The organism is Pseudoalteromonas sp. Xi13 (assembly GCF_003952205.1).
Taxonomy (GTDB): domain Bacteria; phylum Pseudomonadota; class Gammaproteobacteria; order Enterobacterales; family Alteromonadaceae; genus Pseudoalteromonas; species Pseudoalteromonas atlantica.
The window spans coordinates 2,394,384-2,408,677 of sequence record NZ_CP034439.1 but is presented as its reverse complement, the minus strand read 5'-3'; the positions used below and the strand labels follow the sequence as shown (position 1 = coordinate 2,408,677).

The following is a 14,294-nucleotide window of genomic DNA, read 5'->3' as shown; positions in this document are numbered from 1 at the left end:
GCAATGTCTAGCTTGTTTGGTCATGTTGACCACTCATTGTATTCAAACGGGATGACGTTTTTACGTCGTCCTATGGTGCAAAACATTAATGCCATTGATGCAGATGTCGTTGTACTAGGCTTACCCTTTGATTTAGCAACATCGGGTCGCCCCGGTGCTCGCTTAGGGCCCGATGCCATTCGCAGAGCGTCGGTACATTTAGCATGGGAAGACACTAAATACCCGTGGACATTTCCTTTGTTTGAGCGTTTAACGGTTGCTGATGCGGGGGACTTTACTTATCCGGTAGGCGATCCTGAGTATTTTACGGCACAGCTAGAAATGGCTGCAGAGCAAATACTTCGCCAAGGGGCAACGATGTTAGGCCTTGGTGGCGATCACTTTGTAACGCTTCCGCTATTGCGCGCGCATGCAAAGATACATGGCAAAATGGCACTGGTTCATTTTGATGCGCACACTGATACATACAGCAATGGCTCGCGTTTTGATCACGGCACTATGTTTTATCATGCACCCATGGAAGGGCTGATTGATGTAGAGCACAGTATCCAAATTGGTATTCGTACCGACTTTGACCAATCAAAGCATGAGTTTGCAGTGATTGATGCAATGCAAGCTAACGATTTGCACGCTAATGAAATAGCAGCGCAAATACGTGAGCGAGTAGGCGACTTACCCGTTTACCTAACGTTTGATATAGATTGTTTAGACCCAGCATTTGCACCAGGTACAGGCACACCTGTATTCGGTGGTTTAACATCTGATAAAGTGCTTAAAATACTGCGCGCACTAAAAGGCATAAATATGGTGGGTATGGATGTGGTAGAGGTATCCCCTTCGTACGACCAAAGTGAGCTTACCGCTATTGCCGCAGCAACAATTGCCAGTGAATTATTGCACCTGTGGACACATAAAAATAAGTATTAACGCTATAAGTTAAACACTACAAAAAAGGTATGCGCAGGCATACCTTTTTTATTTTAGAGGTGTCGATTATTTTGCAGCTTAATTTCTTTTAACCAAATAAAACTTAAGCCAATCAGCGGCAGGTTAGTGGTTACCGGGTTAAAGGCTTCAATGAGTAATTGTGGCTGCATTACTACAACCGCTAACAAAAGCCCTACAAGGGCTAAAACATTTAAAATAACGATGTGCTTATTTTTATAAAACACTAATAAGCACACGCCAAATATAATTTCGCCAATACCCGCCGAACGTGTAATTAAGTCAGACACTTCTGCTGAAAAACCCGCACTACCAGTCATTAGTTTTTCAAGCGGGGCAATATGATAAAGCTTTGGAAAAAAGCCGTGGTATATCCAACTCAGCCCCACAATATAGCGAGCAATTTGTATATAACCGGGGTTATTTCCTCGCATTGTCTATTCGCTCTTGTGCGCTTGGGTGGCTAGATAAATATTCGAGCAAATTATTTACCTTTTCAAGGTGTTCGTTTTCGCTGGTGTGCGCGCCTTGTAATGCTTCAATGGCATCGGCAAAGTCGTTGCTTGAATACCCTAAATGCTCAAGTTGAATGAGTGCATAGCTATCTGCCTCGCGCTCCATATCACGAGAAAACCCTTGCTGTGCAAAAGATGCCCCCGTACCAAGTACCACTTCTGCTATGCCTTCTAAATCGCCAAATATAACTGCAAGTACAATGGTACTGGCTGCCGATTGCGCAGTCATGCGTACGCTATGCTGGTGGACTACGTGGCCAATTTCGTGAAGTAATACGGCTTTTAGTGCGTTGGGTTTATCGGCTAATAAATTTGCTAACTCATCGGTTACGACAATACGCCCGTGGGGCATTGCAAATGCATTCGCTCCAAAGGCCTCTGATTTATAAAACGATAACCTATAAACCGATGGCTCAAGCGAGAGCGCATTAAGCATGGTATTAAAGTGTTGTTGTACTTTAGTTTGTTGCTCATTAGGCAGCTCACTGTCATCAAGCGCGAGCTTTTCAATTATGGTAAAGCTTTGTTCACCCATTTGCTCTACTACACTGCGCGGCAGAGTATCAACACTGTAAACAGCAATAGCGGGCACAACTTTATAAAGCATTAACCACATAAAAAGCGGTGTAAAAATAACGGCCGCGATAATAGCCCATTTACTTTTTTCAAGGCGCTCTAGTAGGTCATGCTTATTTGCTTTAAAAGGCCAGCGATAATTTACATCAGTAGGGATAAAGCGGCTGCCATCATTAAAATTTAGTTCATCAGCAAGCCCAGCTAGGCCAGAGGTGAGTGTTATATCGCTTATTGCATGGCTTGAAATAAGCTGGTCATCGTAGCTAATCTCAACACAGGTGTCGCGAATGTTAGCGACACCTTGCTGGTAATTGCTTGATGCCTTGGGGAAGTAATGTCCCTGTACGTGCATAATAAGCTCTTAGGTTAGCGATAGGTCAATATCAAATACATTGGCTGCTTCTTCAGCAAACGATGACTGCTCTTGTTGCGCGGTATCCACTAAATTTAGCGCACTAGGGTAAATATTAACGGTTGTAACCTCGGCAAGCATTCTCGATGTACGCACTTTGGTCCACGGGTAGGCAAGCCCTAAAGAAAACACGATTGCCAGCATATTGGTTAATAGTAATATGGCAAAAGGAATAGGCTTAAGCTCTGATTTAAATGATGCTACATCTTCAAATTGACTGTTATCAAAAATATGGTTACGAATAGCCGCAGCCCACACAGCGGTTACTATCGCAATCATAAATACGTAAGCAATCATTAATCCACCAAACATAACGCCCATTTTGGCTGGATCTTGTGCAGCTTGTTGATTTTCTACATTCATTAAATCAAGCCCAAATAAGCCTAATACAGCCATAAATATCACCATAGTGATAGAGCTCACCACAAAGCAAATAAGGGCGGTTAAGTAGTAGGTTTCACCTTTAAGGTTTACGGTTAATGGCGTATCGCCGTAACTAATATTGCTATGTATGTACGTGTCGATACGTTTTAAAACATACGGCATTAATAAATAAAGGGTAAAAATACTGGCAATAGGTAAAAGAATAAAGTTAATGAAGGCTTCGCCGTAATCGCCTTTAAATGCAAAGCGTACATTTCGATGACGGGTCATACGCATATTAAAGCGCAGGCCTTGGTTAATAATCCATGGCATTAAAAAGATAAAAGCAACCGCAAATAGTAAGCCTACAAGAGGAAAAAAGCTGCTACCAAAGGAGTAAATTAAAAATACAATAACCGCTAAAATACGGCCTTTTAAAATTTGCATCGGGGTGGCTAAGTAGTCAAAGCTGTGTCCGTCAATGCGGGTGTGGCCATAAAAGTATCGCATTGTGCGCACTTTTGCCCAAGCCGAGTAAATACCTAAAGTAAGTACGCTCAGTAAAATATTGACTATCCAAATACCAAAAAACTCACCGCCTTTACCGCTAAACTGTACTTTACCGCTAAAAATAGGGGCAGCAGGTTCACTTACTGCAGGGGTGGTTTCTGGGGGAGTAGGGTGTATTGATTCCATTAAAATTATATCCATGTTGTTTTTTTGTTAATTTACCTAAATTTGGTGCAAAGCTCAATCTTTAATAGCCTTACAGCCTACAATGGCGCTGCTTTTAATATATGTGGTGCTGCACTTTAAATCATCTCTGGTATACTAGGGCGATAATTTTATGGGGCTGTTATGATTTCAAAAAACCAACTCAAGCTTATTCGCCAACTTGGCCAAAAAAAGTACCGAAAGCAATATAATCAATACCTTGTACAAGGTGAAAAAAACGTACTTGAGTTGTTAAACAGCCCATTAAAGGCGGTTGATATATTTGCAACACAGGCGTTTATAAATACTCACCAAAACCAGTTTCCAGAAGTAGATTTTACGCCAGCAGAAGAAGAGTCGCTGACTAAAGTCAGTACCTTAGTGAGTAATAACGCGGCCATTGCAGTGGTTGATATGCCAAAGGCTGATTTACCTAATAATACCGGCTTAATATTGGCGCTTGATGGGGTTTCTGATCCGGGCAATTTAGGCACTATTATCAGAGTTGCCGATTGGTATGGCATTAAACATATAGTAACAAGTACCGACAGCGCCGATGCTTACAACCCTAAAACAATTAGCGCTACCATGGGTTCGTTTGTCAGAGTGTCGGTAAGCCAAGTAGAGCTACCTGAATACTTACGAACATTAAATATGCCTATTTATGGGGCTTTTTTAGATGGGCAAAGCGTACATACAACGGATTTTAGCGCAAAGGGTGTATTGCTTATGGGCAGTGAGTCGCATGGCATACGCGAGCAGTGTGCAAAATTAGTAAGCGACAAAATAACCATACCGGCTTTTGGTGAGGCAGAGTCACTTAATGTGGCAATGGCCACAGGTATTATTTTAGATAACTTTAAACGCCAAGCTTAACTTTTTAACTGTTTATGAGTTAAATTGTTTGTAAGTAATAACAATAATAATCGGTAATAACAATAAGATGCGCTTAAGCACTATTAAATTAGCGGGCTTTAAATCGTTTGTAGAGCCCACTAAAATTCCATTTCCTGATCAAATGACGTGTGTTGTTGGGCCTAACGGCTGTGGCAAATCAAACGTGATTGACGCTGTGCGATGGGTGCTTGGTGAAAGCTCAGCTAAAAACTTGCGTGGCGATGCCATGACCGATGTTATTTTTAATGGCTCAACTAATCGTAAACCTATCTCGCAAGCCTCAGTAGAGCTTATTTTTGATAACACTCAAGGTGATTTACCTAATACATTTGCCGACAGAAACCAAATAGCGATTAAGCGTTTAGTAACACGCGATGGCCAATCGTTGTACTTTTTAAATGGGAGCAAATGTCGTAAGCGCGATATTACCGATATATTTTTAGGCACCGGGCTTGGCCCGCGTAGCTACGCAATTATAGAGCAAGGGATGATCTCGCGTTTAATCGAGAGCAAACCTCAAGAGCTACGCGTATTTTTAGAAGAAGCCGCGGGTGTGTCTAAATACAAAGAACGCCGCCGCGAAACGCAAACCCGAATTAAAAGTACCCGCGAAAACCTTGAGCGTTTACTTGATGTGCGTAAAGAATTACAAGCGCAACTAGATAAACTGGCTGTGCAGTCGGTTGATGCGAAAAAATACCGCGATTTAAAAGCGCAAGAGCGTACCTTAAAAGGCCAAGTGGCTGTATTGAAATGGCAAAAGCTGCATCAACAACAGCTTGAAAAAAGTGAGCAAATCAAAAAGCTTAATGAGCAAATCGCCTTTTTTAAAACAGCTCACTCAGGCCACGACGATGTGCTTGCAAGCCTAGAGGCTCAAGTAAATGCAGAGCAAGATGCGCTTAACGATGCGCAGCATCAGCAACACGTTACCCACACAGAACTGACCCGCGCCGAACAACAACACATTAATATTAAACAGCAAACGCAAACACTTAAACAAAGTGTGGTTAAGCTTGAGCAGCGAAAGCTGCAAAGTGAAGCGCTAAAAACACAGCAACAAAATGTGTGTGAGCAGTTATCTGTGAGCCACCAAGAGATAAGCGAGTACAGTTTAGAGTGCAGCGAACAAGTTGAAGAGCTTACCCTTACACTTGCAGATTTAGCAGATGAAAAAAATAAGCACACAAACGCGTGGCAAAGCCTTAATCAACAACAACACGCGCTTAATAATAAAGTACAGGCGCAGCAAAGTAGTGTTAAGCAAACAGAGCAAGCCTTAACCCATGTAAACACACAGCTAAGCCAACTAAATAGCCAAATTGACGATATTAAAAGTAGCCAATTAGAGCAGCAACTAGCCGAGCAACAAAAATACAAACAAACCCTTACTCAAGAGCTTGCCAGTAAGCAAACGGCGCAAACACACTGCACCGCAGCGCTTAAAGAGCAAACCGATTTAGTAAATGACGCTGAGCAACAACATCAGCAAAGCTTACAGCACGTTAATGAGCTAAAAGCTCGCATTGCTGGGCTTAAAAGCAGTTTAGGGATTGAAGATGATAATAAGCAGCACACTTTATTTAATCAATTACAGGTAAAACCAGGGTTTGAACATATAGTTGAACAGGCACTGCAAACGCTTGAGCACCTAAATGTAGCCGATGTGCAAAGCAACAATAGTGTGTGGCCGCATAAGAGTGAAATACCAGTCAATAGCGTTGCGGCGTTGATTACTGAGGGTGTTTATCCAGATTTACTGACCCGTATTGCGTACAGCGAAAACGCCGAACTCGCTGTGTTAAATGATACGTTTTATATTGCGGTTATGGATAAAAGCGGTGCTTTACATGCTCGAAACTGGCACCGTGGCGCAGACAAAAACGCCGAAAACTCACAACTTTTAAAACACACACAGTTAAAGCAAAAAACAGCGAGCTTAGTAGAGGCCGAAAATACCCTCGCAAGGGATTTTGAGAATCTTAATGCGCTAAAAACACAGCAGCAAAAGCTGAGTGATGAGTTAGCGGTACTTAAAAACGCAATTCATCAATTAGCACAAAACATTGCCGTGGCCACTACGCGCAGCGACATGTTAAAAGAGCAAGTAGCACAATTTTTACAGCAACTAGAAAAGTACCAGCAACAAAAGCGTGCATTAACCACTGAGCAATCACAATTTTTAAAAACGCGCGATGAGCACAATAGTGCGCTTGAAGTGTTACATCAACAGCAACGTAATTTAGCTGACGAACTGGCAAGCGCCGACGCCGCTTGCACACGCAGTAATACTGCATACAGCCAAGCTGCAGCTACACTTGAGCAATATAAAACACAAGCGCATCAGGCCACGTTAAAAGAGCAAAAAGCACACAGTGAGTGGCAGCTTAGTCAAACAAAGCTTAATCATGCTGAGCAAGAACTCATGAGTGCGCAAGAAGAAGCAAAAGAGCTGCAAGCGCAAATGGAAGCGTTGCTTATACCCGAGCAAGAGCTCACTGAGCAAATAGCACAGCTTTTAATAAAGCATCAGCAGGGCGAAGCTAGCTTGGTTGCGTTACAAAAAAAGCTTAACGAGGCAAAGCAAACACTTATAAGTAAACAAGCCAGCCTTAAGCACTCTCAAGGTGAGCTGACAGGTTTGCAAGAACAACATCAAAAGCTAAGTATTGAAGAGCAAAGCCTAATTATAAAAGCACAGGCAGCACTTGAGCCGCTTGAAGAATTAAAGCAAAGTTTAAAAAGTGTTTTAGATACACTGCCTGATTCACTGAGTTTAAATGCAGCGCAAAATCAGATCAGTGGGCTTGTGCATCAATTAGATAAGCTAGGTCCAGTTAATTTAGCCGCAATAGATGAGTTTGAACAAGCTAAAGAGCGCAGTGATTACCTGAATAATCAACTTGAGGATTTAACCAAAGCGCTAAATACGCTTGAAGGGGCGATTCGTAAAATTGACAGCGAAACCAAAACACGCTTTAAAGCTACCTTCGATCAAGTGAACAACGACTTTGCCGAGCTATTTCCAAAAGTATTTGGCGGTGGTAGCGCGTATTTAGAATTAACCAGTGACGATTTACTCGAAAGTGGTGTTAGTATAATGGCACAGCCGCCAGGCAAGAAAAATTCGACAATTCATCTGTTAAGTGGTGGAGAAAAAGCGCTGAGCGCATTATCATTGGTGTTTTCTATATTCAGGCTCAATCCAGCTCCATTCTGTATGCTGGATGAAGTAGATGCGCCGCTTGATGATGCTAACGTGGTACGCTTTTGCCGTTTGGTTGAAGAAATGTCACAATCGGTGCAGTTTATTTATATTAGTCATAATAAAATTGCGATGGAAATGGCAGGGCGTTTAACTGGCGTTACTATGGCAGAGCCAGGCGTATCACGCATGGTAGCAGTAGATATAGAACAAGCAGTGCAACTTGCACACACATAACAGTTTATTTTAAGCGTATTAGTGTTAATTAATACACGGGTTTAGGCATAACAAATAATAAAAGGTGAGGGGATGGCCGAAGAACTAAGATTGGTTTTAATTGTGATCAGTGTACTTGTCATAGGTGGCTTATTAGTACATGGGTTATGGTCAGTTAGAAAAAAAGACAGCCCAGAGGTAGCGCCTTCAGAGCGGGTTGAACCAATGCAAGATACACCTTCGCATACACCAGTTGAACCTAAAGAGCCGGTTGTTGCCCAACGAGATGAGCCGCAATTTGGTGAGTTAAACTTTGATGCAAACGAGCCGCAAATAGGTACTAGCGTGGCGCAAACACCCATTGAAGACGACCTGCAAGTAGTTCAAGAGCCAGAGCTAGAACCAGATCCAGAGAGCGAAAAAGAAGCGCCAGCAGATGTGTCTGACTTTGTTATTGTGCATATTCAAATGCCTGAAGGGCTAAGCATGCAAGGCAGTAAGTTATTGCCTGCAGTAAATACCTTAGGATTTAAATATTCAGAAGAAGGCTTTTTTAATCGCCACATAGACCCTGCAGGGCAAGGTCCAGTGTTATTTAGATTAGTAAATATGTATAACCCAGGTACGTTTGATATTGATAATATGGAACAGTTTAGTACCGCAGGGGTTAGCTTATTTATGACTTTACCTTGTGAAGGCGATGGGCTAGCTGCTTTTAATATGTTACATAGCGCAGCTAAGAAAATTGCCGATGAATTTGGTGCACAAATTTTAGATGCCGAGCGTGAAGAAATGACCGTTGAGCGCGTTCGTCAATATGTTGAGCAGGTTCGTGCATTTTCTGCGTAATTTATACGCACACATTATTTTTATTAAGCCACTTACCTAAAAGTGGCTTTTTTTATGTTTTTTGAGGTTTAAATGTCTAGCAGCATTAGTGAGCAAATTAATCATCTTCGTAGTACGTTAGAGCAACACAACTACAATTATTATGTCCTTGATACACCCAGTATTCCTGATGCAGAATACGACAGACTATTGCGCGAGTTAAGCGCCCTTGAAAGAGAAAACCCAGAATTTTTAACGCCAGACTCACCCACTCAAAAGGTAGGAGGCGCTGCGCTGAGTAAATTTGAACAAGTTGCTCACCAAGTGCCTATGTTATCGCTTGATAACGCCTTTAGTGAAGAAGAATTTAGCGCCTTTAACCGCCGTATTAAAGAGCGTTTAATGAGCCAAGATGAGCTCACTTTTTGTTGTGAGCCTAAGTTAGATGGCTTGGCTGTGTCGATTATTTACCGTGACGGCGTGCTTATGCAGGCCGCAACTCGTGGCGATGGTTTTACAGGCGAGAACATTACACAAAATGTAAAAACAATCCGCAATGTGCCCCTTAAGCTGCGTGGCGATTACCCCGCAGAGCTTGAAGTACGTGGCGAAGTATTTATGGATAGCGCAGGGTTCGAAAAACTAAACAGCGAAGCCGAAAAACGTGGCGAAAAAGTATTTGTAAATCCTCGAAATGCAGCCGCAGGTAGTCTACGCCAGCTTGATTCAAAAATTACCGCTAAGCGCCCGCTAATGTTTTATGCGTATAGCACAGGGCTGGTGGCCGATGGCACAATCCCTGAGGATCACTACCAACAATTGGCAAAATTAACTGATTGGGGTTTACCGCTGTGCCCAGAAACAAAGTTAGTTGAAGGTACGCAAGCGGCTTTAGATTACTACACTGATATTTTAACGCGCAGAAGCGAGCTTAAATATGAAATTGATGGCGTAGTAATTAAAATAAACCAAAAAGCCTTACAAGAGCGTTTAGGGTTTGTTGCACGTGCACCGCGCTGGGCAATTGCTTATAAGTTTCCTGCGCAAGAAGAAATAACCCAGTTACTTGATGTAGAATTTCAGGTTGGCCGCACAGGCGCTATAACGCCGGTAGCGCGTTTAGAGCCTGTATTTGTAGGCGGTGTTACGGTATCAAACGCAACGCTGCACAATGGCGATGAAATAGCCCGCTTAGGCGTAAAGGTGGGCGATACAGTAATTATACGCCGCGCCGGCGATGTTATTCCGCAAATTACACAAGTAGTACTTGAGCGCCGCCCAGATGATGCACGCGACATTGTATTTCCTGCCAGTTGCCCCATTTGTGACTCACACGTTGAAAAAGTAGAAGGCGAGGCCGTGGCTCGTTGTACCGGTGGCTTAGTGTGCCAAGCTCAGCGTAAACAAGCGATAAAGCATTTCGCATCACGCAAAGCGCTTGATATAGATGGCTTAGGCGACAAAATAGTTGATCAGCTGGTTGATAGAGAGCTGGTAAAAACCCCCGCAGATTTATTTATATTAAAACAAGGTCACTTTGAGTCACTTGAGCGTATGGGCCCTAAGTCGGCTAAAAACTTAGTGGATGCGCTTGAAGTTGCAAAAACAACTACGCTTGCAAAGTTTTTATATTCGCTGGGTATTCGTGAGGTAGGCGAGGCCACAGCGCAAAACTTAGCAAATCATTTTTTAACACTTGAAAAGGTAACCCAAGCAAGTATTGAAAGCCTTACACAAGTGAGCGATGTAGGCGTTATTGTAGCAACTCATGTTCGAGGCTTTTTTGATGAGCAACATAATGTAGATGTGGTTAATGCTTTAATTGAACAAGATATTAATTGGCCAGCGCTAACGCCGCCTTCAGAGGATGAGCAACCCTTAGCTGGGCTAACCTATGTATTAACTGGCACTCTTAATACTTTAAACCGAAACGATGCTAAAGCACGCTTACAACAGTTAGGTGCAAAAGTAGCCGGTAGTGTGTCGGCTAAAACAGATGCATTGGTGGCGGGCGAAAAAGCCGGCTCTAAATTAACTAAAGCACAAGATTTAGGCATAGACATACTTAGCGAAGGCGACTTAATTGCACTGTTTGATAAGTACAATGCTTAGGGTAGTAAAATGAGCCGATATGGACCCGAGTACTGGGATAAATACGGAAGCTACCGTACGCCAATTGCATTTCATCTAAGTTTATTGGTGTTACTACGTGCGTATTTTATTTGGGTTATAGCGGCGCTGAGTCGTCGCCCTGAGCTTGATTTAATGTCGCTATTTTTTAAATCTAAAAACGATTTTTTTATCGCAATTTCGATTGGCGCTATTGCGATAGTGCCCACTTTTTTATTTTGCTTAAGACGCCCGCGCGACTCTCATCAGCAAAGTGCGCGTTTAGCGATGGTGTGGCGCTACATGCGCTGGCCGTTACTGGTGTGTGCAATAACCGACTTAAGCTGGTTAACAATACAAGCTGCACATAGTCATTACAGGTTTTCACTGTTTTTAGCTGTGCAAATGGTGATTGTGTTTTGGGTAATGTGGTACTTGGCAAAGAGTCGTTATTTGCAGGTGTTTTTTAACGATTGGCCAGAGCCTACTGAAAAAGCAGATGATAAAAACGCTAAATAAAAGGGAGCTAAATGGATAACATTAATAAAAAAATTGCCATTGTAGTGCTTGGTATTGGCATTATCTTAGGCGCTTTGGTGTTGTTTACATCGCTAACTGATCATATTTGGTTTTCTGCCGTAATAGGATTATGGTTATTTGTGTTTTGTTCGTGTTGTTACAGGCTGACACCCGCCTTTAAAAAGCGCAATACGCTTGATAATTTTATTCAGCGCGATGCACAGCACTTAATGTTATTTAGCTTGGCAGGTTTTTTTGATAAAAAATTTGGCCCGCAATGGCTTGTTATTGGCAACATTGAACATATAGAAAGTAAGAACGATGAGCTTATTATTCATAGCAATAACGAGCGACAATTTAGTGTAAGTTTACCCGCACAAAAAAATGACATAGACGCCTACATGAAGCGCATACTTTCAGATCACGAAAAGCAAACTATTCGCTTTAGTTAGGGGCTGTTGAACTTTGCGGATTAAAGTTTGTTCAAACTAGGGGCTATTTAATCGCGGCGCGAAGTTTGTAACCTAGTGGGCTAAGTAAAAGCTGAGCAACAAAGAGTAAATAGCCCCTAGGAAGAACCCGTTGGGCAGCGCCTGTTTGGCATTAATGCTACGTTATCGCCCAATTATGGGGAATAACCACACTGCATAGGCTCTGCCTTGCCTAAATACCAAACAGGCTGCTGCAAATTTAACCTTAAAAGATCAACAGACCCTAATCACTTATTAATACCGAAGGAGGCTATTATGCTTACTTGGAATGATGTTATAAATTTTGCCAATAATGGCAATCCTACGCCACGCGAAAAGGTTGTAAAAACAGACGCGCAATGGCAGGCAATGCTAAGTGATGAGCAATACTATGTGACACGTAAAAAGGGCACAGAACGCCCTCACAGCTCACAAAGTTGCACATTACTAGAACCGGGTAAATACGCGTGTGTATGCTGCGATAATTTACTTTTTGATGCCGATGAAAAGTTTGATAGCGGCACAGGCTGGCCATCATTCACGCAGCCTGCAACTGTCGATGCAATTGGTTATGTGAACGATTTAAGCCATGGTATGCAGCGCGTTGAAGTGGTGTGTAATGTGTGTGATGCACACTTAGGGCATATTTTTCCTGATGGGCCAGCACCGTCGGGTTTGCGCTATTGTGTAAATGCCGCTGCAATGAAAAAGCTTTAATTATATAGTTAGCTTTCAATCAAGATAAACAGCTATTTCTAGCCGCTAGTTAGCGCTAGGGGGATTGAATATCGAGTTTCATTTCTTTTGCCATATGCAAAATTTTATCTAAACGCTGCGACTGATCTGGCTGCAGTGTAGAGTTACTCAAAAGGGCGTAACACTTTTTAGCAATAACCAAGTTAAAAGTGCCGCCTTTTTGTTTTGTCGAATCAAACAAACACTGTAATAAATTAAGCGCAATGCTTGGGTTACGCGGCATTACTCTAAATGCTTGCGTAAACGCCTCTAACGCCGTATTTAATTGCCCTCTATTAAATTGAGTTACTGCATGGTTGTTAAGCTCTTTAGGGCCCATTTTAATATCGCGACGCTCACTTTGCTGCTGTTGAATGTAACGCAGGTAAGTTGTATCACTCATATTGGGGTGGCGCTTACAATGGCTAATTATTTGGTTAAATAATGTTTGTGCTTTTTGATGAAAACCCAGCTCGTGAAACGCTTTTGCTTTATCAAGTGCCCCATCTACAGAGCGTATTAACGTATCGTCGTCATCAAGTTGCTCTATCAAGCGCTTGGCTTTTTGGTGCTCGTCTTTTAAATAGTGCAAACGCGCATTAAGTACATCAATTTGAGATTGGTTTGCGTTGTTAGGAAACTGCTTTTTTAAATCATTTATGTATTTATTAGTTTGACGCGAAATACGTTGTATTTGGTCTGTTTGATCTGTGGTTAAAGCAAAGTCTATACCGGCACGGGCAGCATTGAGATAGATGTCGGGGCTGTCATGAATAGAATGACGCGCATAGCTGGCTATGTCTTTTTGGGTTAAATAGCTTTTTTCGTAATCGTGGTTTATTAACGAAACATTGCTTAACGATTTTTGCCTTTGGATGTTACGTGGCGCGATATCGACTGCTTGGCTTAAAAAATCTTGCGCCAATTCAAATTGGTTTAGTTTTATTTCTAATCGGCCGAGTAAATCCAGTGCAACTAAACGTGTTTCATGGCGCTCAAGCATGGTTTTTAACATGCGTTGAGCAAGAATATGCTCATTATTAGCAATCAGCGCTTCTACTAAACCAACTTTGGCCCAGGCAAATTTTTGTATGTCTAGCACCGAGGTAAAAAAGTCTTTAGCTTCTTCACTGCGGTTTAGCCTAAGCAATGCATCTCCTTTTAAGCGAAGGAGGATAGGGCTGTATATATTGTTTTTTTTATTTAAAGCGGCATCGATTACTTTTATTGCTTTAGAGTCGTTGCCATCATCTACTAATGTATAAATGCTCTGAAGTTCATTTTTACGTTTTAGAATACGCTCAATCCGCGTTTTTAACTCTTGTACCGTAAATGGCTTTACCAAAAAGTCGTCGGGTTGAAGCTCTAAAACGCTATGCACTAGCGCACCACTGGTTTCTGCAGAAATAAAAATAAACGCGGTGGAGTTTTTTATCAGTTGCTTAACACGGAGTTCTTCGTAGAGTTGGTAGCCGTCTTGGTGTTTGCTTAAATTAAACGAACATACAATTAAATCGAATTGCTCAGCCAAACATTGCTCTTTTGCTGCAATTGCATGATCGGCAAAGTGCAACTGCCGAAAGCCAAGCCTTTCTAGCGACTGTTTCATATAGCTTTGAGCGAGGGGCTGCTCTTCCACTATCAGTATTTTGGCTTTGGCGTAGATCTTAGTTGGCATTGGCTTACATGTTGTTTGATTTATCACAGACTATAATCAACAGTTTAGCTGCTTACAAGGGAATTTAACTATTAGCCGAGGTTATTAGAAGATTAAGTTATTTTAATACGTT

12 protein-coding genes are annotated in these 14,294 nt (G+C 42.1%); 8 read left to right on the top strand and 4 right to left on the bottom strand.

The genetic code is table 11. From position 1 onward, the window contains the following. Positions 1 to 3 precede the first annotated feature (3 nt). On the top strand, positions 4 to 927 hold the full coding sequence (speB, locus tag EJ103_RS10830) for an agmatinase (RefSeq protein WP_126007628.1): 924 nt from the start codon (positions 4 to 6) through the stop codon (positions 925 to 927). Positions 928 to 980: 53 nt separating this feature from the next. Here speB and EJ103_RS10825 read toward each other — a convergent pair whose 3' ends face one another. From EJ103_RS10825 to EJ103_RS10815, 3 genes are read right to left on the bottom strand one after another with little or no spacing between them, the layout of a single operon-like run. Next, complete coding sequence (locus tag EJ103_RS10825; protein WP_126007626.1) at positions 981 to 1,379, bottom strand: DoxX-like family protein; 399 nt, start codon at positions 1,377 to 1,379, stop codon at positions 981 to 983. Further along, the gene (locus EJ103_RS10820; RefSeq protein ID WP_126007624.1) at positions 1,366 to 2,388 is read right to left on the bottom strand and encodes a M48 family metallopeptidase; all 1,023 of its coding nucleotides are present in this window, start codon (positions 2,386 to 2,388) and stop codon (positions 1,366 to 1,368) included. Before EJ103_RS10820 ends, EJ103_RS10825 begins: the two co-directional genes overlap by 14 nt. A 9-nt stretch (positions 2,389 to 2,397) precedes the next feature. After that, positions 2,398 to 3,507 (bottom strand): YjgN family protein, encoded by a 1,110-nt coding sequence (locus tag EJ103_RS10815; protein WP_126007622.1) that lies wholly within the window; start codon positions 3,505 to 3,507, stop codon positions 2,398 to 2,400. A 162-nt stretch (positions 3,508 to 3,669) separates the two neighbouring features. Here EJ103_RS10815 and EJ103_RS10810 point away from each other — a divergent pair, with 162 nt between their 5' ends. The 7 genes from EJ103_RS10810 (at position 3,670) to msrB (ending at position 12,486) form a co-directional block, all read left to right on the top strand. Beyond that, positions 3,670 to 4,401 (top strand): RNA methyltransferase, encoded by a 732-nt coding sequence (locus tag EJ103_RS10810; protein ID WP_126007620.1) that lies wholly within the window; start codon positions 3,670 to 3,672, stop codon positions 4,399 to 4,401. Positions 4,402 to 4,468: 67 nt separating this feature from the next. After that, positions 4,469 to 7,864, top strand: a complete 3,396-nt coding sequence (locus tag EJ103_RS10805) for an AAA family ATPase (protein WP_126007618.1) — start codon at positions 4,469 to 4,471, stop codon at positions 7,862 to 7,864. 72 nt (positions 7,865 to 7,936) lie between these two features. Continuing rightward, complete coding sequence (gene zipA / locus EJ103_RS10800; RefSeq protein WP_126007616.1) at positions 7,937 to 8,692, top strand: cell division protein ZipA; 756 nt, start codon at positions 7,937 to 7,939, stop codon at positions 8,690 to 8,692. 72 nt (positions 8,693 to 8,764) lie between these two features. Further along, complete coding sequence (ligA, locus tag EJ103_RS10795; RefSeq protein WP_126007614.1) at positions 8,765 to 10,783, top strand: NAD-dependent DNA ligase LigA; 2,019 nt, start codon at positions 8,765 to 8,767, stop codon at positions 10,781 to 10,783. Between the two features lie 9 nt (positions 10,784 to 10,792). Beyond that, positions 10,793 to 11,299: a DUF2919 domain-containing protein gene (locus tag EJ103_RS10790; protein ID WP_004588866.1), complete on the top strand. Its 507-nt coding sequence runs from the start codon at positions 10,793 to 10,795 to the stop codon at positions 11,297 to 11,299. 11 nt (positions 11,300 to 11,310) lie between these two features. Then, positions 11,311 to 11,751: a hypothetical protein gene (locus EJ103_RS10785; protein ID WP_024034163.1), complete on the top strand. Its 441-nt coding sequence runs from the start codon at positions 11,311 to 11,313 to the stop codon at positions 11,749 to 11,751. Positions 11,752 to 12,045: 294 nt separating this feature from the next. Then, a complete protein-coding gene (msrB, locus tag EJ103_RS10780) occupies positions 12,046 to 12,486 on the top strand; it encodes a peptide-methionine (R)-S-oxide reductase MsrB (protein ID WP_004588868.1) in 441 nt (146 codons plus the stop codon). Positions 12,487 to 12,541: 55 nt separating this feature from the next. Here msrB and EJ103_RS10775 read toward each other — a convergent pair whose 3' ends face one another. Continuing rightward, on the bottom strand, positions 12,542 to 14,182 hold the full coding sequence (locus tag EJ103_RS10775; protein ID WP_126007612.1) for a response regulator: 1,641 nt from the start codon (positions 14,180 to 14,182) through the stop codon (positions 12,542 to 12,544). Between the last annotated feature and the right edge of the window lie 112 nt (positions 14,183 to 14,294).

Excerpts from the sequence above, each read along its gene's own strand:
- speB (WP_126007628.1), top strand. The coding sequence starts at position 4 with ATGTCTAGCTTGTTTGGTCATGTTGACCACTCATTGTATTCAAACGGG.
- EJ103_RS10825 (WP_126007626.1), bottom strand. The coding sequence starts at position 1,379 with ATGCGAGGAAATAACCCCGGTTATATACAAATTGCTCGCTATATTGTG.
- EJ103_RS10820 (WP_126007624.1), bottom strand. The coding sequence starts at position 2,388 with ATGCACGTACAGGGACATTACTTCCCCAAGGCATCAAGCAATTACCAG.
- EJ103_RS10815 (WP_126007622.1), bottom strand. The coding sequence starts at position 3,507 with ATGGAATCAATACACCCTACTCCCCCAGAAACCACCCCTGCAGTAAGT.
- EJ103_RS10810 (WP_126007620.1), top strand. The coding sequence starts at position 3,670 with ATGATTTCAAAAAACCAACTCAAGCTTATTCGCCAACTTGGCCAAAAA.
- EJ103_RS10805 (WP_126007618.1), top strand. The coding sequence starts at position 4,469 with ATGCGCTTAAGCACTATTAAATTAGCGGGCTTTAAATCGTTTGTAGAG.
- zipA (WP_126007616.1), top strand. The coding sequence starts at position 7,937 with ATGGCCGAAGAACTAAGATTGGTTTTAATTGTGATCAGTGTACTTGTC.
- ligA (WP_126007614.1), top strand. The coding sequence starts at position 8,765 with ATGTCTAGCAGCATTAGTGAGCAAATTAATCATCTTCGTAGTACGTTA.
- EJ103_RS10790 (WP_004588866.1), top strand. The coding sequence starts at position 10,793 with ATGAGCCGATATGGACCCGAGTACTGGGATAAATACGGAAGCTACCGT.
- EJ103_RS10785 (WP_024034163.1), top strand. The coding sequence starts at position 11,311 with ATGGATAACATTAATAAAAAAATTGCCATTGTAGTGCTTGGTATTGGC.
- msrB (WP_004588868.1), top strand. The coding sequence starts at position 12,046 with ATGCTTACTTGGAATGATGTTATAAATTTTGCCAATAATGGCAATCCT.
- EJ103_RS10775 (WP_126007612.1), bottom strand. The coding sequence starts at position 14,182 with ATGCCAACTAAGATCTACGCCAAAGCCAAAATACTGATAGTGGAAGAG.